Origin of the sequence: Aeromicrobium chenweiae (genome assembly GCF_003065605.1) — a bacterium.
In the GTDB taxonomy this organism is placed as follows: Bacteria; Actinomycetota; Actinomycetes; order Propionibacteriales; family Nocardioidaceae; genus Aeromicrobium; species Aeromicrobium chenweiae.
In genome coordinates this window covers 1,041,321-1,059,745 of sequence record NZ_CP026952.1, presented here as the reverse complement: position 1 = coordinate 1,059,745, position 18,425 = coordinate 1,041,321, and the positions used below count along the sequence as shown (strand labels likewise).

Below are 18,425 nucleotides of genomic sequence, written 5' to 3'. Positions count from 1 at the left end.
ATGTACGCCATTCCTGCCGCGTTGCGCGGCCACGCGTTCACCGTCGCCGACGCCGAGAAGGCCGGCCTGACCCGCCGCACGCTGCAGGGCTCACGGTTCGCGATGCTTCGACCCGGCATCTACCGCACCAGTGACACCGAGCCCACGCTGCGGCTGCACGTCGAGGCCGCCCGCCTCGTCCTGCCGCCCGGGGCGGCTGCCAGTCACACGACCGCCCTGCGCCTGCGCGGGCTGGATCTCGGATCGGCATTCCCGCTGCACTTCTCGATCAGCACCTGGTCGGAGATCGACCGCGCCGGAATCGTCCTGCACCGCCGCCAGGAGAGACTGCGCCCGGTCGAGATCGACGGGATGCCCGTGCTCGGTCCGCGGCGGACCTTCGTCGACGCCGCGACCGTCCTGTCCCGTCGCGACCTGCTGGCGGCGGGTGACTGGTTCGTCGCCCGCGGCGAGGTCGACCTGCTCGACCTGCGTGCATACGTGATCGCGTCTCACCTCGACGGGGTGAGGAAGGCGCGGCGTGTCGCACCGCTCGTGCGTGAGCGTGTGGCGTCGGTGAAGGAGTCGCACCTGCGCTGGGACCTGCATGCCGCGGGCCTGCCGGAGCCCGAGCTCAACGTCGACATCGTGGACGACAACGGCCGGTGGCTGGCCTGCGGGGACCTCGTTTACCGCCGCTGGAAGGTGCTCGTCGAGTACGACGGCTGGCAGCACGAGCGGGACGCCAAGCAGCGTCAGTGGGACCACCTGCGCCGAGAGCAGCTCGAGGCGGCGGGATGGCGGGTCATCGTCATCACGTCCGAGGACATGAAGAACCCTTGGACGGTCGTCGCTCGCGTCCGTCAGGCCCTCAACCACGCAGCCTGACCCCAGCCCAGATCTGCGGGGTCCTGCACCGAATCCGCGGGGCGGAAACGTGCAGGAGCCCGCAAACCTGGGCTGGGGGGGGTGCTCAGTCGCGGGTGAGGCGGCGGTGCGTGACCCGGTGCGGACGGGCGGCGTCGACGCCGAGGCGCTCGATCTTGTTGTCCTCGTACGCCTGGAAGTTGCCCTCGAACCAGAACCACTGGGCCGGGTTCTCCTCGGTGCCCTCCCACGCCAGGATGTGCGTCGCGATGCGGTCGAGGAACCACCGGTCGTGCGACGTCACGACGGCGCAGCCGGGGAAGTCGAGCAGCGCGTCCTCGAGCGAGGACAGCGTCTCGACGTCCAGGTCGTTGGTCGGCTCATCGAGCAGCAACAGGTTGCCGCCCTGCTTGAGGGTCAGTGCCAGGTTGAGGCGGTTGCGCTCACCACCGGAGAGCACGCTGGCCTTCTTCTGCTGGTCGGCACCCTTGAAGCCGAACGACGCGACGTACGCGCGGCTGTTCATCTCGAAGTTGGCCACCTTGATGAAGTCGAGGCCCTCGGACACGACCTCCCAGACGTTCTTGTTCCCGTCGATGTCGCCACGGTTCTGGTCGGCGTAGCCGATCTTCACGGTCTTGCCGACCTCGAGCGTGCCCGAGTCGGGCTTCTCCTCGCCGGTGATCATCCGGAACAGCGTGGTCTTGCCGACGCCGTTGGGTCCGACCACGCCGACGATGCCGGCGCGCGGCAGGGTGAACGAGATGTTGTCCCACAGCACGCGGTCGTCGAACGCCTTGGTCAGGCCCTTCGCGTCGAGCACGACGTCACCGAGGCGCGGTCCGGCCGGGATGTTGATCTCGCTGGTGTCGATCTTGCGGGCCTTCTCGGCCTCGGCGGCGAGCTCCTCGTAGCGGGCCAGACGCGACTTGGACTTGGTCTGGCGACCCTTCGCGTTCGAGCGCACCCAGTCGAGCTCGCGCTCGAGCATCTTGGCGCGCTTGGCGTCCTTCTGGCCCTCGATCTTGAGGCGTTCCTTCTTGGTCTCGAGGTACGTCGAGTAGTTGCCCTCGTAGCCGTGGATGGACCCACGGTCGACCTCGGCGATCCACTCGGCGACGTTGTCGAGGAAGTAGCGGTCGTGGGTCACCGCGAGGACTGCACCCGGGTACGACTTGAGGTGTCCCTCGAGCCACTGCACGCTCTCGGCGTCCAGGTGGTTGGTGGGCTCGTCGAGCAGGAGGAGGTCGGGCTGCTGCAGCAGCAGCTTGCAGAGCGCGACGCGGCGCCGCTCGCCACCGGACAGGTGGTCGACCAGCTCGTCGGCCGGCGGGCACCGCAGCGCGTCCATGGCCTGGTCGAGCCGCGAGTCGAGCTCCCACGCGTTGTGGGTGTCGAGGTCGGTCTGCAGGTCACCCATCTCCGCCAGGAGGGTGTCGTAGTCGGCGTCGGGGCTCGCGAGCTCCTCGCTGATGGCGTTGAACCGGTCGAGCTTGCCCTTGATCTCCGCCACGGCCTCCTGGACGTTCTCCAGGACCGTCTTGCCCTCGGTCAGCGGCGGCTCCTGCTGGAGCATCCCCACCGTCGCGTCGGGGTCCCGGACGAGGTCGCCGTTGTTGGGGTGGTCGAGCCCGGCCATGAGCTTGAGCAGCGACGACTTGCCCATGCCGTTGGGTCCGACGACACCGATCTTGGCGCCGTGCAGGAACGACAGCGTGACGTTGTCGAGCACCACCTTGTCGCCGTGGGCCTTGCGGACGTTGCGCAGGGAAAGTACGTATTCAGCCATGCCCCCCAGCCTATCGACCGGGGCCCGGGAGACCTACGCGGTGGGTGCCAGCGCGGTGAGGATGCCGGAGCGGTACGTCGCGTAGGCGTCGAGCTCGACCTGGATGGGGGCGATGACCTTCTCGGTCGCGACCCGGTCGATCGCGGCACGCAGCTCGGCGTCGGCCCGCTGGGCCCTGCGCCGGCCACCGATGCCGGCTACGACCCGGGACAGCGCGGCCAGCACGATGCCACCGATGAGCGCGCAGATGGCCACGACCACGACCAGGGGGACGCCGCCGACGTTGCCTCGGTCGGACAGGTCGGCGGAGATCAGCGCGGCGATGCCCTCCGCGACGAGCCACACCACCCCGGCGAAGACCGCGACCACGGCGAGCAGCTGCACGGCCTGGACGACCTTCCACCAGAACGGCGCCTTGGCGACGTCGACGGTGGTGTCGCGCACGGCGCGGTCGAGCTCGTCGATGATGTCCTCACCCCGCGCGGTCGCCGCGTCGCGCACCGCGTCACGCCACGGACGCTCCAGGCCGACCGCGGCCTTCTCGGCGACGTCGCGGATCGCCAGCTCGGCGTTGGCGCGCTGGACGCTGCCGGCCCCGGGCACCGCCTCGCGGGCGAGCGAGGACGGGGACATGTCGTCGCCCAGCTCGAGCTCGTCGAGCGGCTTCTTGCCGAACCGGGCCGCCCAGCGGGCGAACGGCCAGCCCGTGCGCAGCACGGCGCGGCGCCGGTTCGAGGCGGCGATCGCCTCGACCACTCGCGGCACGCCGGCGCACTCCACCAGCGCCTGGTCCAGGGCCTGCCGGTCGGCCGGGCTGATGCCGGGTGCCTCCGCGGATCCCCCGACGCGCGCCACGCCCTCGGCCGCAGCCGAGATGTCGGACGCCAGCCGGGCCTTCGCGGACGACTTGGCACGGATGCGGGCGGCGAGCTCACGCTTGAGCTCGTCGACGCCGTCGCCACGGGTCGCCGAGACGCCGATCACCGGGACGTCGGGCAGTCCTTCGTCGGCCAGGATGCGCCGCACGTCGGCCAGGGCGCGGTCGCGCTCCTCGAACGGGATCCGGTCGATCTGGTTGAGCACGACGAGCGTGACGTCGCTGTAGGACGCCATGGGCCGGATGTAGCGGTCGTGGATCGCGGCGTCGGCGTACTTCTGCGGGTCCAGCACCCACACGAGCAGGTCCGCGTACTTGACCAGGCGGTCCATCTCGAGGTGGTGGGACACCTCGGTGGAGTCGTGGTCGGGCAGGTCGAGCAGGACGAGCCCCTCGAGCTTGGTGTCCTCCGAGGAGTGGTCGAGCATGCTCATGCGCGAGACCTGGTGCCGCGCCGGGATGCCCATCCACTCGAGCAGGCCCTGCGCACCGTCGGGCCCCCACGCGCAGGCGAGCGCCCAGGACGTCGTGGGGCGTCGGACGCCGACACCGGCGAGCTCGAGGTCGGTCAGCGCGTTGAACAGCGAGGACTTGCCCGAGCCGGTGGCGCCGGCGAGCGCCACGATCGTGTGCTCCCCCGACAGCGTCAGTCGCTCGGCGGCACGGCCGGACAACGTCTCGGCCGGTGCGAGGATCTCCTCGTCGATGCGCCCACGGGCCGCCTCGACCGCGTGGGTCAGCCCGTCGAGGCGGGTGGCGACGTCGTTGCGCACTCCGTCGAACGAGGCGTCGGCGGTGGTGACGGCGCTGACGGTGTCGGTCATGAGGTCGTTTCTGTGTCGAGGAAGTCGGCGTGGCGGGCGTACTCGGCGCGACGCGCCGACTCGCGCAGACCGGCCTGGACGGTCTTGAGGGTCTCGGGCGAGTCCAGCAGGGCGTTGAACCGGGTCAGCTCGGCCTCGAAGAGCGCCGCGACCCGGGAGTCGAGGTCCGCATGGGCACGCTCGATCATGTCGTCGACGGCGGCCTCGCCGAAGATCGCGTCGAGCAGCTTGCGACCGGGGGCCGCGGCACCGGGGCCGTCGGACGTGCGGGCGAGCATCGTGACCATCAAGGCGACGCCGATGCCGTTGACGCCGAAGGCGAGGAACCGGGCGGTCATCCGCTTGTCGGCGCCCTCGACGCGCACGAGGTCGAGCACCGACTGGCGCCAGTCGTGCACCATGCGCTCGGCACGCACCCGGAAGTCCTGGGACGCGCGGTCGAAGCCGCGCTGCGAGTCGAGCAGGTGCCGGCCGGGGCGCGTGGACGTCCACGCACGCGAGATCTGCTCGGCCGCGGACTCCGCGTGCTCGACCAGCAGCATGTGGATGCCGGTCTCGATCGCCTCGAGCACCTCGGCGGCGCGGGTGCGCTTGCCGGTCATGCCGTCGACGAACCGGTCGCGGATACGGCTGACCTTCTCCTCGACGGACTTCAGCAGCTCGCCGGTGCCGACGAACTCCTGCCAGCTGGCCAGCACCTCGCCGCGCAGCAACGTGCCGTCCGAGGTCCGCGTCGAGATCTCGTCGAGCGCCTTGCGCTGGACCGTCTCGGCCTCGCGGTAGAACGACTCGGCGACCTCGATCTGGGCGTCGAGCGCGTCCGCGACGTCGTGCGCCCGCATGACCACGTGCCGGACCGCACCGTCAAGCGTCCGGCGGACGACCATCTGCCGGGCCTTGGGGTCGGCGGCGAGGTCGTGGAGCCAGCCGACGATGGGCGCGACCGTGTCCGGGGGCAGGAGCCCCTCGGCGTCCAGGCCGGACTCGGACACCGTGAACAGAGGCGAGTCGGACAGGCCCCGTGAGGTCATCATGCGTGCCAGGTGCCCGCGGACCTCGCTGACGGCCTCATCGCTCGTGCGGTCGAGCACCACGGCGACCGAGGTGCTGCGCTCGGCGGCCTGGCGCAGGTAGTCCCACGGGACCTGGTCGGCGTAGCGCGCGGCGGACGTGACGAACAGCCACAGGTCCGCGGCAGCGAGCAGCTGGGCGGCGAGGTCGCGGTTGCCCTGGTCGATCGAGTCGACGTCCGGAGCGTCCAGGATCGCGAGTCCCGGCGGGATCTTGGTCGAGCTGGCCAGCCGCAGCGCGTACGAGTCGTTGCCCACCGCGAACGTGCGCGGCAGGTCGGGCAGGATGCGATCGGGGCGGAACCACTCCGCGTCGTCCGGGTGGTGCACCAGCACCGGCGAGCGCGTCGTGGGGCGCAGGACGCCGGACTCCGTGACCTGCTCCCCCACCAGCGAGTTGACGAGGGTGGACTTGCCGGCTCCCGTCGAGCCGCCGACGACGACCAGCAGCGGGGCGTCGAGCTGCACCAGTCGCGGCAGCACGTAGTCGGAGAGCTGATCGGTCAACGCCGCCTGGGTGCGTCGCGCCTCGTCGACACCGGGGGTGTCGAGACGCAACGGGAGGTCACGGACGTTCAGGAGCACCGAGCTCATCGCCGCGAGGAGCTCGGCCGGTGCGTGGTCGCCGGGCACGGGCTGCTCCTCTCGTCGACACGGGTCTGCATGGGTGGGTGTACGACCAGATTAGTCGACACGGGAGCAGTTGGTACCCACCGCGTCTGCGACGCAGGGGTCAGAAGGGACGCGCGATGCTCCGCAGCGCCGGCGGGAACCGCAGCAGAGGCCGCAATGCGTACATCTCGTCGAGCAGGGCGTACGTCCGCTCGACCCCGTCGGGCTTGGTTCGCCCCTTCATCAGCGCGTCGTGCAGGAACGCCATCTCGCCGGCGAGCCGCTGGTACCGGGCGACCGCATCGGCGGCCACCTTGCCGTAGTTCTGCTTGGCGTACCGTCGGGCCGCCTTGCGGTAGCTGAACCGGGACAGGTACGGGATCTCGGCGGGGTGGATCCAGCCGCGCTGCGCCACGTACGACAGCGAGCGCTCGAGGATCCGGACCTGCCGGACGCGCACGACGATCGCCAGGATGGCGATGCCCAGCAGGAGCACACCGAGCGAGAGGTACGCCAGGACGAACGCGACCCCGGTGTCGTCGTAGCTGAGCGACCCGTTCCACAGGGCGTGCAGACCGACGCTCACGGCGAGGCCCAGGATGGCGGTGAGGACGCGTGCGATCTTCGACTTCTGCGAGACCGCGAGACCGATCGCGATGCCGAACGCGGACGTGAACAACGGGTGGGCCAACGGGCTGAACAGGCCGCGCACGACGAACGTGCTGGTGGCACCGTCCGCGCCGGCCAGCTGGTAGTCGGCCGACCCGGTGTAGCTGCTCGCGTAGTAGCCGATGTTCTCGATGAACGCGAAGCCGATGCCGACGATGCCCGCGTAGACCAGCCCGTCCAGCACGCCGTCGATGACGCGGCGAGCCCGCACGAACGTCAGCAGCAGGAACAGGCACTTGGCCGGCTCCTCCACGAGCGGTGCGACGACGGACGCCGTCACGTCGTCGCTCAGGTCGAACGCCTTCTGCAGCCAGACCTCGAGGGCCAACGCGATGGCGACCGCGACCACGCCGCCCCAGACGAAGCCCGCGAACTTGTAGCGGCGCGGCTCGGGCTCGTACCGGTCGAGCCACCAGTAGACGAGCCACAGCAGCGGGAGCGGGATCATCGCGTAGAACAGCGACAGGCCCGTCCCCTCCGAGTCACCCGCCGAGAGCGACAGCGCGACGCCTCCGACGACCCCGGCGATCGCGATCGCGACGAACAGGACGATCAGTGCCGTCCGTCCACGTTGGCGGACAGGCTCGCGGTATCGCGGCAGCCGGCTCGGAAATGGGCTGGCCGTCACGTCAGTCACCCGTCAGATCGTAGGGCATCGCAGGGCAGAACGCCGGTCACCTGACATGACAGGTGACCGGCGTCGATAGTGTGGCCTCAGCGCGCCCGTAGCTCAGCTGGATAGAGCAAGAGCCTTCTAATCTCTAGGTCGCAGGTTCGAGTCCTGCCGGGCGCACTCGTTCGCTGGATCACGTCCGCGGGACCTGGGCCTACAGGGCCGGACGGCGGGCCTGGTAGATGACGACTCCGGCGTAGACCCCGAACCAGACGATCGGTAACGGCAAGACCGAGTAGTCACCCTCTTGCGCCGAGAGGATCGACCCGACGACGAGGAACGGCCACAGCACCGCGGCGATGATTCGCGCAACCATGGCTACTGGCTCGGGCAGGGAGCCTGCGGCCCGCTCACTGACCGTGGCGGCAAGCAACAGCACCGCCACCCACACCAGCACTCCGCACAGCGCGGCGAACGCGCTGTGTGCGGGCCCGTGGCCCGAAAACCCCGCCAGCGCGACACTCACGGTGACCGCCACGACGGTCAGTGCGATGTTCTCCCTGGTGACTGCGAGCATGCCAGGACCCTAGCCCGCGCAGCTGCCGTCAGCGGGTCTCGCGGAACTCCACGTGCTCGCGCAGCACCGGGTCGAACTTGCGCAGCACCAGACGGTCGGGGTCGTTGCGGCGGTTCTTGCGCGTGACGTACGTCGAGCCGGTGCCTGCGGTCGACCGGAGCGTCACGATGGGTCGGATGTCGCTCTTGCGTGCCATGGGGAACTCCTTGGGTCGTGCGCGGGAAAGCCGCGCACCCTCCTCAACGACACGTAGGTGGGAATGATTCCCACCTACGCGGGTTGCGCTCCTGGTGCGGCGTCGAGGGCCGCACTCCTGGTAGCCAGCCGCCTGGCCTCCGCGAGAAGCGTCCCGAGGGGTAGGTCGCGGACGTCGCTGCCACTGATGCTGGCATCCTGGTCGAGCAGCCGCAGCGTGACCTCGCGGACGTCCCACCGCCGCTGGCTGCCGCGCTGATGGAGCCGCACCCCGACGCCCCAGTCGTTGGCCAGACGCATCGCCACGAGACGGTCGCCGTCGTCCGCGGCCGTGACCGCGTGGGGCTCGAGAAGACTGTCCAACAGCTCGTCGAGGTCCATGGCCACTCCTCAGAGGTAGTGCCGTGACGTTCACACCGCAATTCCGGCGCATGCCGAGCCAAGCCGGGTACTCCATGTGGACCGGTCCGGCACATCTCGCCGGGCGCGGTGTTTCTGCCACCGTATGAGCCGAAATTCGCGCTCATACGGTGGCGTACGCACCGCGCGCCCCGGGCGCGCCCGCACGACGCAGCCCCTCATCGCAGGTGCCGGGCGGCCGCCTCGCGGATCGCGCCGGCGACGGCGTCCAGAGCCGGGGTGCGCAGCGTCCACTGCTGCCAGTGCAGGGTGACGTCGACGTGCCGGCCGGGATCGAGCTCGACCAGCCTCCCCTGCCGCTCGAGCTCGAGGCTCTGCTCGTCGGGCAGCATCCCCCAGCCGAGACCCAGCAGGACCGCCTGGGCGAAGTCGGCCGAGGCCGGGACGTGGTGGCGCGGCGGCGACAACGGTGAGCGGGAGCGCCCGCGCAGGTACCGGTCCTGCAGGTCGTCCCGCCGGTCGAAGACGACCACCGGCGCGAGCGCGAGCGAGGCCGCGTCGACGCCCCCGGCGAACCACCGCTCCACCAGCTGGGGCGTGGCCATCGGCCGGTAGCGCATCGCGCCCAGGCGTTCCGAGCGGCAGCCCTGCACCGGCTGGTCGTCCGACGTGATCGCGCCCATCACGGTGCCCGACCGCAGGAGCTCGGCGGTGTGGGCCTGGTCGTCGCGCCGCAGGTCGAAGGAGATCGTCGGCGGCAGGGTCGCGAGTGCGGGCAGCAGCCAGGTGGCCATCGAGTCGGCGTTCACCGCGATCGGCACGGTCACGACGGAGTCGACGCCGACCTGCGTCTGCGTCTCGTGGACCAGCGCCTCGACCTGGCGGGCGAGCCGCACGTACGCGGCACCCGCCTCGGTGGCCGACGTGGGCCGCGCGCGGCGGACGAGGACCTGGCCGGCCGACGCCTCCAGCGCCTTGATGCGCTGGCTGACCGCGGACGGGGTGAGGTGGAGCGCGGCGGCAGCGGCGTCGAACGAGCCCTCGTCGATCACGGCCGCGAGCGCTTCCAGCTGGGGCAGATCCATGAAGCGATGCTAATGGTCCTGTCATAACTTTCGTTGGACTTCATCCACTGCCGCCCGTAGCGTCGAGCCCATGAGCTCCCCCGCCTTCCTTGCCGCCTCCTCGGGATTCGGCTTCGGGCTCTCGCTCATCGTCGCGATCGGGGCCCAGAACGCGTACGTCCTGCGCCAGGGCCTGCGTCGCGAGCACGTCCTCACCGTGGTGGCGGTCTGCGCCATCTCGGACGCCGTGCTGATCCTTCTCGGGATCGGGGGCCTCGGCTCGTTGCTCGACCTCGCCCCGTGGCTGGTGGACGTCATGCGCGTGGGCGGCGCGGTGTTCCTGCTCTCTTACGCCTTCCTGGCAGCGAGGCGGGCATGGCGACCGGCCGCGCTGGACACCGAGGACACCGGATCGGCCACCCCCCTGTGGGCGGTCGTCACGACGACGGCAGCGCTGACATGGCTCAACCCGCACGTCTACCTCGACACGGTCGTCCTGCTCGGCTCGGTAGCCGGGACCCACGGCGACGAGCGGTGGTGGTTCGGCGTCGGGGCGACCCTCGGCAGCATCGTGTGGTTCACCGCCCTCGGCTACGGCGCGCGGTTGCTGAGGCCCGTGTTCGCGCGCCCGTCCGCATGGCGGGTGCTGGACGCCCTCATCGCAATCGTGATGGTCGCGATCGCCCTCACCCTCCTGCGTGGTCTGATGGACCGGTGAGGTCGTTCGCGCTGGTCGCGCTGGGAGGCGCCGCGGGCACCCTGACCCGGTACGGCATCAGTCATCCGCTGGACGACGGGCGCCTGCTCCCGGCGGGGACGTTCGGCGTCAACGTCGCCGGGTCGTTCGTCCTGGGGGCGCTGCTGACGGCACTCGTCCTGCGCGGTGACGACAGCGGGGGCCGCCGGACCCTGCGCCTGCTGCTGGGCACCGGGTTCCTCGGCGGCTTCACGACGTACAGCGCCCTCGCTGTCCAGACCCACACCCTGCTGCGGGACGACCACGTCGCCCTCGGGCTGGCGTACGCCGTGGGGTCCGTGCTGGCCGGCCTCGGCGCCGCCGGCGCCGGCATCGCCGCGGCCCGGACGGTCCTGCGATGACGACGCTGCTCATGGCGCTCGCCGGAGGCCTCGGCGCCGGCAGCCGCTGGTCGGTCGACGCCTGGCTACGCCCCCGCGTCTCGGGCCGGCTGCCGTGGCCCACGCTGCTCATCAACGTCACCGGCTCGTTCCTGCTGGGGCTGCTCGTGGGCCTGGCCACCGACAGCACCTGGCTGACGATCCTCGGCACCGGCTTCCTCGGCGGCTACACCACGTTCAGCACCGCGAGCGTGGAGACCGTCCAGCTGGCGATCGGCCGCAGGTACGCAGCAGCCGCCGCCAACGCTCTCGTGATGCTGGTGCTGAGCGTCGCGGCGGCTGCCTGCGGATGGATCCTGGTGCGTTAGGCCTTCTTGGCCGCGTCGATCGCCTTCTGGATGTCGGCGACGGACGGGATCGTGTTGTCCTTGCCGCTGACGTCCTTGCCACCGATGCGCATCGTCGGGGTGCCCGAGACGCCGTCGTCCTTGCCCTGCTCGAGCGCGTCCTCGACCCACGGCGTGAAGGTCTGCTTGTTCACGCAGCTGTCGATGCCGGTCACGCCGGCCTCCTTGGCCCACGCGATGAGCTGCTTGTTGTCGGGGCCGGGACCGCCCTCGGCGGGCTGGTTGGCGAACAGGATGTCGTGGTACGCCTTGAACGCCTTCGCCCCGCCCTTGTCGGCGACGCAGACCGCGGCGTTCCAGGCGCGCTGCGAGTACTCGTTGGTGCTCTGCTGCGTCAGGAACGCGTACGGGCGGTACTCGATCTCGATGTTGCCGGCAGCGACCTGCTGGTTCAGGAATGAGCCGGCGGTCTGCTCCAGGGCGCCACAGCCGGGGCACAGGAAGTCCTCGTAGAGGGCGACGCGGACCGGCTTGGCTCCGGCCGCCGGCGCCTTGCCGGTCGCATCCTCCGGCGTGTAGAGGATGCCGTAGTCCTTGTTGGCGTTGGCCGGGTTGACGAGCGCCTCGTTCTTCTTGTTGTCGTCGCTGATGCTCTTGATCGCGACGCCGGCCACGGCGATGAGCGCGATGACGATCACCACGATGCCCACCGTGATGAGGTTGCGCTGCTTGCGGTCGGCCTTCTCCCGCTCCTTGCGCATCTTCTCCGCGCGCGCAGCCCGTTCCTGTCGATCGTTCGCCATGTGCTTCCTCAGTCTGTTCTGCCGCAGGGGTCGCGACATCTGTTCGGGGATGTGGGGCGGCACGACGTCCGGCCGGTCACCACACTGACCAACGCGGCACTGCCGTGGATGGTTCCACGCGAGCCTACCGGCCCGTCCTCGGTGTCCTGACGCCCCTCGCAGTAGTGTGCTGGACGTGAATGACAAGCTGGTGTGGATCGACTGCGAGATGACCGGACTCTCCCTGGAGACCGATGCGTTGGTCGAGGTGGCGGCGCTCGTGACCGACTACGACCTCAACGTCCTGGGCGACGGCGTCGACCTCGTGATCAAGCCCCCGCAGGCCGCGCTCGACCAGATGAACGACTTCGTCACGCAGATGCACACGACGTCCGGTCTCATCACCGAGCTCGAGCAGGGTCTGAGCCTCCGCGAGGCCGAGGAGCAGGTCCTCACGTACGTCCGCGAGTTCGTCAAGGAGCCCCGCAAGGCCCCGATGGCCGGCAACACGATCGGCACCGACCGGTCCTTCCTGGCCCGGGACATGGCCGAGCTGGAGGGCTGGCTGCACTACCGGGTCATCGACGTCTCCTCGATCAAGGAGCTCTCGCGCCAGTGGTTCCCGCGGGCGTACTTCGCCGCGCCGGCCAAGGGCGGCGAGCACCGCGCGCTCGTCGACATCCAGGAGAGCATCGAGGAGCTGCGCTACTACCGCCGCGCGGTCTTCACCCCTGAGCCGGGCATCGACTCGGACACGGCCAAGGCCATCGCGGCCGAGGTCTCGGGCTCCGTCACCGGAAGGTCCTGACCCGGTCCACACCACGCCAGGGCCTGCGTTAGACTTCTCAACGCCGTGCGGGGCGCATGCCCCGTACGCGTGGTGGGCGTAGCTCAGTTGGTAGAGCACCGGCTTGTGGTGCCGGTGGCCGCGGGTTCAAGTCCCGTCGTCCACCCCACGAAGACCCCCGCACCTCCTGGTGCGGGGGTCTTGCCGTGTCAGGGGGTCGTCGCGGGGCTCACTTCAGCCGCAGCGAGATGTCGCCGCTCTTGGTGATCGCCCGGATGAAGCCCTTGCCGTCCTCGTCGGGGGTGATCGCGTAGGACACGTCGCCGGAGGTCGACTTCGCCTCGACCCCATACGTCCGGTCGCCCTGCGGGAGGGAGGCGGAGATGTTGCCGTCGCGCGTGCTCGCCTTCAGCGCGAAGGGTTGCGTGCGGAAGTCCGCGGAGATGTCGCCGGAGACCGTGTCGGCGGCGAGCTCGTCGACGTCCAGCGCGGTGCCGGAGATGTTGCCGCTGCCGGTGCGGACCGTGAGGACGCCCTCGTCGATGCCGGCGGCTGCCACGTCGCCGGAGCCGGTCTTGACCACCACCGGGAACCCCTTGGGGATCGCGACCGTGGTCTCGACGCCACAGCCGGGGTTGAGCCAGGTCTTGCAGCCGGACGCGATCTTGATGTCGTCACCGCGGCGACCGATCTCGAAGTCGGTCTTCAGCAGCCCGCTCGTGATGCGCGCCTTCACGCGGACGACGTCCGGGCCGCCCTGCACGATGCGCACGTCGGCCGATCCGGCGTCGATGACGATCTGTGCGGAGTCCCCGATCTCGACGACGCTGGTCGAGACCTTGGTGTCGCGGCTCAGGACCGATGCGCCCAGCACGAGCCCGCCGACGACGGCGACGAACACGATGGTCCCTACGACGGTCAGCAGCGTCCGCGACGCGGGTGAGCGGACGTCGTAGTCCGCGATGACCTCCTGGTCGGTCATGAAGTGGTCTCCTCGGTCGTACGGGTGGACACCGGCACGACGTCCTCCGCGCCCATGCGGGCTGCGTCGGCCGTCTCGTCGTCGGGCATGGTCTGGCTCTCCCTCTCGGCTGCCACTCGTTTCAGGTAGTGGTCGATCTCGTTGTCGCGCTGGGTCTGGGTCCATCCGAGCGTCTCGCCCATCAGCTCGGCGGCCTCCTCGGCGCACGCGGTGCCCCGGTCGAACGTCTCGATGGAGATGCGCGTGCGGCGGGCGAGCGCGTCGTCCAGGTGCCGGGCGCCCTCGTGCGAGGCGGCGTAGACGATCTCGGCCCGCAGGTAGTCGTCGGCTCCGGTCAGCGGGCGGCCCAGGTCGGGCCGCTCGGCGACCAGGTCGAGCAGCTCGCCGATGAGCGACCCGTAGCGGTGCAGCAGGTGCTCGATGCGGCCCACGCCGAGCCCGCTGGTGCCGGCCAGCACGTGCCGTTGGTTCCACAGTGCCTGGTAGCCGTCGGCGCCCAGCAGCGGGACGTCCTCGGTGACGGACTCCGGCACGTGACGGTCCAGCTGGGTGGAGAGGCCGTGGGCGGCGGCGTCGACGGCGTCCTTGGCCATGATCCGGTACGTCGTGTACTTGCCGCCCGCGACCACGACCAGGCCCTTCACCGCCGTGCCGACCGCGTGCTCGCGCGACAGCTTGCTGGTGGCCTCGTCCTCGCCGGCCAGGAGGGGGCGAAGGCCCGCGTAGACGCCCTCGACGTCGTCGTGGGTCAGCGGCTCGACCAGGACCCGGTTGACGTGGTCGAGCAGGTAGTCGATGTCGCTGCGGCTCGCGGCCGGGTGGTCCTTGGACAGCGACCAGTCGGTGTCGGTGGTGCCGATGATCCAGTGCCGGCCCCACGGGATGACGAAGAGCACGGACTTCTCGGTGCGCAGGATCAGGCCGGACTCACCGCGGATGCGGTCGCGCGGCACCACGAGGTGCACGCCCTTGCTGGCGCGGACGTGGAACTGACCGCGCTCCCCCGCGAACGACTGGGTCTCGTCGGTCCAGACGCCGCTGGCGTTGACGACCTGCTTGGCCCGGATGTCGAGCTCAGCGCCGGACTCCAGGTCCTTGACGCGCGCGCCGACGACCCGGTCGCCCTCGCGGAGCAGGTCGATGACACGCGTGCGGCTCGCGACGTGCGCCCCGTACGCCGCGGCGGTCCGCGACAGGAACATCGTGTGGCGGGCGTCGTCGACCTGGCCGTCGTAGTAGTGGAGCGCGCCCACGAGGGCGTCCTTCTTGAGCGCGGGCATCATGCGCCGGGCGCCGCGACGCGTCAGGTGGCGGTGCAGCGGAACGTCCTGGCCGTAGCCGGAGGCCTTGCTCATCGCGTCGTACAGCGCCACCCCGGAGCCGGCGTAGAACCGTTCCCAGACCCGGTGCGTCAAGGGGTAGAGGAAGCCGACCTCGCGGACGAGGTGGGGCGCGAGCTTCTGCAGGCTGAGCCCGCGCTCCTTCAACGCCTCGGCGACGAGGCGGAAGTCCAGCATCTCCAGGTACCGCAGCCCACCGTGCATCAGCTTGCTGGAGCGGCTCGACGTGCCGGACGCGAAGTCCCGTGCCTCGACCAGTCCCACCGTGAGCCCGCGGGTCGCGGCGTCGAGGGCCACACCGCCGCCGACCACCCCGCCGCCGATGACCAGGACGTCGAGGTGCGCGGACGCCATCGCGTCGAGCGCAGCTTGGCGATTCTCGGGTGAGAGGGCGACAGGACGCATGGGCTCAGTCAATCAGTACGGGGCTGAAGCGGCTAACGTCCGAGGCGGTGTGTGACCGAGCAGACGCGCCGACGCCGCCTCAGTCGACCCTCTTCCCCTGGCCGGCCGCCGGCTCCCAACGCCTCGACTCCTTCCACCGGGCGACCAGCTCGTCGGTGCCGGACCAGAACCCCACGGCCAGTCCCGCGGCGTACGCGGCGCCGAGCGTCGCGGTCTCTCCGACGACGGGACGGCTGACCGGGACGCCGAGGACGTCGGCGAGCACCTGCATCGACTGATCGTCGGACGTCGCTGTCCCGTCGACGCGGAGCACGGCAAGGTCCAGGCCCGCAGCGGCGACCATCGCGTCGATGGCGTCCGGACCGCCACCGACCGCCTCGAGCGCGTAGACCGCAGGCGCGTCGCCCAGCCGGTACGCCACGGTCGTCGCCGACCCGGTGCTCGACCGGACGACGTCCGTGCCGGTGTTGAGCACCAGGAGGTCCTCGGCGCCGCGGCTGCTCCGGAGGTCACCGGGCCGGAAGCACACCTGGCCGACCAGTGCCGCCTGCCGGTCGGCCAGGTCCCCCGCGACGGGCACCTCCCCGCCGAACGGGCTGTCCGCGCTGGTCGTGCCGTACACCTCCGACGACGAGCGGACCTCCGGCAGCATCGACCGGGGGATCTCGAGCCGCGCGAGCAGGTCGTCGTCCCAGTCCAGCGTCTCGAGGTCCATCAGCATCGTGCGGGCGGCGTTCGTCACGTCCGTGACGTGCCGACCGCCGTCGGGACCGCCCGTCAGCCACCAGATGAGCCAGCTGTCCATCGTCCCGAGGATCGCGTGGCCGGCGTTCGCATCGGGACGGACGTCCTCGACGTTGTCGAGGACCCACCGGATCCTGCCTGCGACCGTGGCCTCCGTGCGGGTGTCCTGCCACACGATCGCGTGGCAGTAGGGCTCGCCGGTGCGCCGGTCCCACACGACGACGGTCTCCCGCTGGTTCGTGATGCCGACGGCCGCCAGGTCGTCCGCGGTGATCCCGGCCCGTCCGAGCGCGCCCTCGACGACGTCCTGGGTCGCCTCCCAGATCTCGTGCGGATCGTGCTCGACCCAGCCGTCCTGCGGCCGGATCTGCTCGTGCCCGAGCTGGTGGCGCGCCACCTCGTGCCCGTCGTGGTCGAAGATCATGAACCGCGTGCTGGTCGTGCCCTGGTCGATCGCGCCCACGAACTTCGCCATGGCCGCACCCTAGCGACCGAGGCCTGGCTCGGGCCGGGCGGCGACTCCACCTAGGCTCGGGTCATGCGCCTGATCCTCATCCGTCACGGCCAGACACCGGCCAACGTCGAGGGCATCCTCGAGTCCACCGTCCCTGGGCCCGGCCTCACCGAGCTGGGGCACGAGCAGGCCGAGGAGCTGGTCGACGCCCTGTCCGGCGACACGATCGACGCCCTGTTCGTCTCGTCCATGGTGCGCACCCACCTGACGGCCGCTCCCCTGGCCGCCGACCGCGGCCTCGAGCCGATCGTGCGCCCCGGGCTGCAGGAGATCTCGGCCGGGGACGTGGAGGGCAACACCGACGAGGCCTCGGTCCACCAGTACGTCTCGACGTTGCTGACCTGGTGCGGCGGCCACCTGGACGTCCGAATGCCGGGAGGCGAGACCGGCGAGGAGGTCATCGCCCGGTTCGACGAGGTCGTCGCCGAGGCCGAGGAGCTCGGGGTGGGCAGCGTGGCGCTGGTGAGCCACGGCGCGATCATCCGGGCCTGGTGCGCCGCGCGAACCCTCAACGTCGACCTCGAGTTCGTCAGCACGCACTACGTCGTCAACACGGGGATCGTCGTCGTCGAGGGCTCGAGCAAGGACGGCTGGGAGGTCACCGCGTGGCTGGGCGAGTCGGTCAGCGAAGCCGCCGCCAGGGGCGTCGCCTCCGACCACAGCCCCGCGGTCGAGCGGGAGGACGCATGAGGGCCGAGCGGTCGATCCTGTCCTACCGGTCGACCGGGTCGATCCTGTCGATCGGGTCCGACCGCTCGATCCTGTCGATCGGGTCGAGCCGCTCGGTGCTCTCGATCGGCTCCGCGGCCTCGTTCGCCTCGGTGCTGTCGTTCGCCTCGTTCGCCTCGGTGCTCTCGGCCTTCAGCGCCGTGAGCGTGAGGTCTGCGTTCTCGTGGCGCTCACGCGGCGGCCGGTTCGCGGCGGGGACGCGCCGCTAGTCCTGCAGCATCTCCCCGTGCAGGTCCGCGTGCGGGACCGTCGGGATGGTGCCGAGGCGCCCCTTGCGGAAGTCCTCGAACGCCTGCACGACCTCCGCCTTGGTGTTCATGACGAACGGGCCGGCCCAGGCGATCGGCTCCCGGATGGGCAGCCCACCGAGCAGCACCACCTCGAGCGCGGGGGTCCGGCCGTCCTGCTGCTGGTCGGCGCCCACCGTGATGGTCTCGCCGTGGTCGAGGACGGCGAGCTGCCCCGCCCGGATCGGACGCCGCTCGCCGCCCACGTGGCCGGATCCGGCCATGACGTAGACGAGGGCGTTGAAGTCCGTTCGCCACGGCACGGTCATCTCCGCTCCGGGCAGGAGCGTCGCGTGCACCATCGCCATCGGCGTGTGCGTCGATCCCGGGCCCTTCACCCCGTCGACCTCCCCGGCGATGACCCGCAGGAGCGCGCCGGCGTCCGCCGTGGAGGCCAGGCCCACGTCGCCTCCGCGGATGTCCTGGTAGTGCGGCGGCAGCCACTTGTCGGCGCGCGGGAGGTTGACCCAGAGCTGGAGCCCGTGGAACAGCCCACCGCTCGTGACGAGCCACTCCGGCGGTGTCTCGATGTGCAGCAGCCCGCTCCCGGCGGTCATCCACTGCGTGTCGCCGTCGGAGATCGACCCGCCGCCACCGTGCGTGTCCTGGTGGTCCATGACGCCGTCGATCATGTACGTCACGGTCTCGAAGCCGCGGTGCGGGTGCCACGGCGTCCCCTTGGGCTCCCCCGGGGCGTAGTCCACCTCACCCATCTGGTCCATGTGGATGAACGGGTCGAGCCTGGCCGGGTCGACGCCCGCGAACGCGCGGTGCACCGGAAAGCCCTCGCCCTCGTACCCCACGGGCGCTGTGGTCACGCTGATCGGAGCTCGGTCCTCGCGCTGCGTGGGGAGCGCCCCCACGCGGGGAAGGACGGTCCAGTCGGTCACGCTCACAGCAGGCATGGTCAGCTCCTCGGTCGGGACTCCTAATGT

20 protein-coding genes and 2 tRNA genes are annotated in these 18,425 nt (G+C 70.7%); 9 read left to right on the top strand and 13 right to left on the bottom strand.

Features of this window, described 5'->3' with window-relative positions:
- Complete coding sequence (locus tag C3E78_RS05150) at positions 1-867, top strand: DUF559 domain-containing protein (RefSeq protein WP_108577295.1); 867 nt, start codon at positions 1-3, stop codon at positions 865-867.
- Between the two features lie 85 nt (positions 868-952).
- Here C3E78_RS05150 and ettA read toward each other — a convergent pair whose 3' ends face one another.
- The 4 genes from ettA to C3E78_RS05130 all read right to left on the bottom strand — a co-directional run bounded on the left by ettA (position 953) and on the right by C3E78_RS05130 (position 7,324).
- On the bottom strand, positions 953-2,635 hold the full coding sequence (gene ettA / locus C3E78_RS05145) for an energy-dependent translational throttle protein EttA (RefSeq protein ID WP_108577294.1): 1,683 nt from the start codon (positions 2,633-2,635) through the stop codon (positions 953-955).
- Between the two features lie 33 nt (positions 2,636-2,668).
- Positions 2,669-4,336 carry a GTPase gene (locus C3E78_RS05140; protein WP_108577293.1) on the bottom strand — a complete coding sequence of 556 codons (1,668 nt, stop codon included), beginning with the start codon at positions 4,334-4,336 and terminating at the stop codon, positions 2,669-2,671.
- A complete protein-coding gene (locus C3E78_RS05135) occupies positions 4,333-6,039 on the bottom strand; it encodes a dynamin family protein (RefSeq protein ID WP_235833681.1) in 1,707 nt (568 codons plus the stop codon). Before C3E78_RS05135 ends, C3E78_RS05140 begins: the two co-directional genes overlap by 4 nt.
- A 100-nt stretch (positions 6,040-6,139) precedes the next feature.
- Positions 6,140-7,324, bottom strand: coding sequence for a PrsW family intramembrane metalloprotease (locus tag C3E78_RS05130; RefSeq protein ID WP_108577292.1), 1,185 nt, complete (start codon positions 7,322-7,324; stop codon positions 6,140-6,142).
- Positions 7,325-7,406: 82 nt separating this feature from the next.
- Between C3E78_RS05130 and C3E78_RS05125 the strand changes: the two genes are divergently transcribed.
- Positions 7,407-7,480, top strand: a tRNA-Arg gene (locus C3E78_RS05125).
- A 34-nt stretch (positions 7,481-7,514) separates the two neighbouring features.
- Here the strand turns inward: C3E78_RS05125 and C3E78_RS05120 are convergent.
- The 4 genes from C3E78_RS05120 to C3E78_RS05105 all read right to left on the bottom strand — a co-directional run bounded on the left by C3E78_RS05120 (position 7,515) and on the right by C3E78_RS05105 (position 9,517).
- Positions 7,515-7,877: a hypothetical protein gene (locus C3E78_RS05120; RefSeq protein WP_108577291.1), complete on the bottom strand. Its 363-nt coding sequence runs from the start codon at positions 7,875-7,877 to the stop codon at positions 7,515-7,517.
- Positions 7,878-7,905: 28 nt separating this feature from the next.
- A complete protein-coding gene (gene rpmG / locus C3E78_RS05115; RefSeq protein ID WP_108577290.1) occupies positions 7,906-8,073 on the bottom strand; it encodes a 50S ribosomal protein L33 in 168 nt (55 codons plus the stop codon).
- A 74-nt stretch (positions 8,074-8,147) separates the two neighbouring features.
- On the bottom strand, positions 8,148-8,453 hold the full coding sequence (locus C3E78_RS05110; RefSeq protein ID WP_108577289.1) for a hypothetical protein: 306 nt from the start codon (positions 8,451-8,453) through the stop codon (positions 8,148-8,150).
- Between the two features lie 197 nt (positions 8,454-8,650).
- Positions 8,651-9,517, bottom strand: a complete 867-nt coding sequence (locus tag C3E78_RS05105) for a LysR family transcriptional regulator ArgP (RefSeq protein WP_108577288.1) — start codon at positions 9,515-9,517, stop codon at positions 8,651-8,653.
- Positions 9,518-9,587: 70 nt separating this feature from the next.
- Here C3E78_RS05105 and C3E78_RS05100 point away from each other — a divergent pair, with 70 nt between their 5' ends.
- The 3 genes from C3E78_RS05100 to C3E78_RS05090 are packed head-to-tail and all read left to right on the top strand — an operon-like array spanning position 9,588 to position 10,941.
- The gene (locus tag C3E78_RS05100; RefSeq protein WP_108577287.1) at positions 9,588-10,214 is read left to right on the top strand and encodes a LysE/ArgO family amino acid transporter; all 627 of its coding nucleotides are present in this window, start codon (positions 9,588-9,590) and stop codon (positions 10,212-10,214) included.
- Positions 10,211-10,594 (top strand): fluoride efflux transporter FluC, encoded by a 384-nt coding sequence (locus C3E78_RS05095; RefSeq protein ID WP_199906935.1) that lies wholly within the window; start codon positions 10,211-10,213, stop codon positions 10,592-10,594. The genes C3E78_RS05100 and C3E78_RS05095 overlap by 4 nt, the downstream gene beginning before the upstream one ends.
- The gene (locus tag C3E78_RS05090) at positions 10,591-10,941 is read left to right on the top strand and encodes a fluoride efflux transporter FluC (protein WP_108577285.1); all 351 of its coding nucleotides are present in this window, start codon (positions 10,591-10,593) and stop codon (positions 10,939-10,941) included. The genes C3E78_RS05095 and C3E78_RS05090 overlap by 4 nt, the downstream gene beginning before the upstream one ends.
- Here the strand turns inward: C3E78_RS05090 and C3E78_RS05085 are convergent.
- Positions 10,938-11,723, bottom strand: coding sequence for a DsbA family protein (locus tag C3E78_RS05085; RefSeq protein ID WP_159085820.1), 786 nt, complete (start codon positions 11,721-11,723; stop codon positions 10,938-10,940). The two genes, C3E78_RS05090 and C3E78_RS05085, sit on opposite strands and share 4 nt — an antisense overlap.
- A 175-nt stretch (positions 11,724-11,898) precedes the next feature.
- Here C3E78_RS05085 and orn point away from each other — a divergent pair, with 175 nt between their 5' ends.
- On the top strand, positions 11,899-12,510 hold the full coding sequence (gene orn / locus C3E78_RS05080) for an oligoribonuclease (protein WP_108580757.1): 612 nt from the start codon (positions 11,899-11,901) through the stop codon (positions 12,508-12,510).
- 72 nt (positions 12,511-12,582) lie between these two features.
- Positions 12,583-12,658: transfer RNA gene (locus C3E78_RS05075), tRNA-His, on the top strand.
- 60 nt (positions 12,659-12,718) lie between these two features.
- Here C3E78_RS05075 and C3E78_RS05070 read toward each other — a convergent pair.
- The 3 genes from C3E78_RS05070 to C3E78_RS05060 all read right to left on the bottom strand — a co-directional run bounded on the left by C3E78_RS05070 (position 12,719) and on the right by C3E78_RS05060 (position 16,435).
- Entirely contained in the window at positions 12,719-13,471 is a 753-nt protein-coding gene (locus C3E78_RS05070; RefSeq protein ID WP_108577283.1) for a DUF4097 family beta strand repeat-containing protein, read from the bottom strand.
- Positions 13,468-15,216: a glycerol-3-phosphate dehydrogenase/oxidase gene (locus tag C3E78_RS05065; RefSeq protein WP_108577282.1), complete on the bottom strand. Its 1,749-nt coding sequence runs from the start codon at positions 15,214-15,216 to the stop codon at positions 13,468-13,470. The genes C3E78_RS05070 and C3E78_RS05065 overlap by 4 nt, the downstream gene beginning before the upstream one ends.
- Before the next feature lie 79 nt (positions 15,217-15,295).
- Entirely contained in the window at positions 15,296-16,435 is a 1,140-nt protein-coding gene (locus C3E78_RS05060; RefSeq protein WP_108577281.1) for an FGGY family carbohydrate kinase, read from the bottom strand.
- Positions 16,436-16,498: 63 nt separating this feature from the next.
- Between C3E78_RS05060 and C3E78_RS05055 the strand changes: the two genes are divergently transcribed.
- Both C3E78_RS05055 and C3E78_RS05050 read left to right on the top strand, forming a co-directional pair.
- On the top strand, positions 16,499-17,164 hold the full coding sequence (locus C3E78_RS05055) for a histidine phosphatase family protein (protein WP_108577280.1): 666 nt from the start codon (positions 16,499-16,501) through the stop codon (positions 17,162-17,164).
- A complete protein-coding gene (locus tag C3E78_RS05050; protein WP_108577279.1) occupies positions 17,161-17,412 on the top strand; it encodes a hypothetical protein in 252 nt (83 codons plus the stop codon). Before C3E78_RS05055 ends, C3E78_RS05050 begins: the two co-directional genes overlap by 4 nt.
- Here C3E78_RS05050 and C3E78_RS05045 read toward each other — a convergent pair.
- Positions 17,409-18,395, bottom strand: a complete 987-nt coding sequence (locus C3E78_RS05045) for a pirin family protein (protein ID WP_108577278.1) — start codon at positions 18,393-18,395, stop codon at positions 17,409-17,411. The genes C3E78_RS05050 and C3E78_RS05045 overlap by 4 nt on opposite strands.
- Positions 18,396-18,425: the final 30 nt, after the last annotated feature.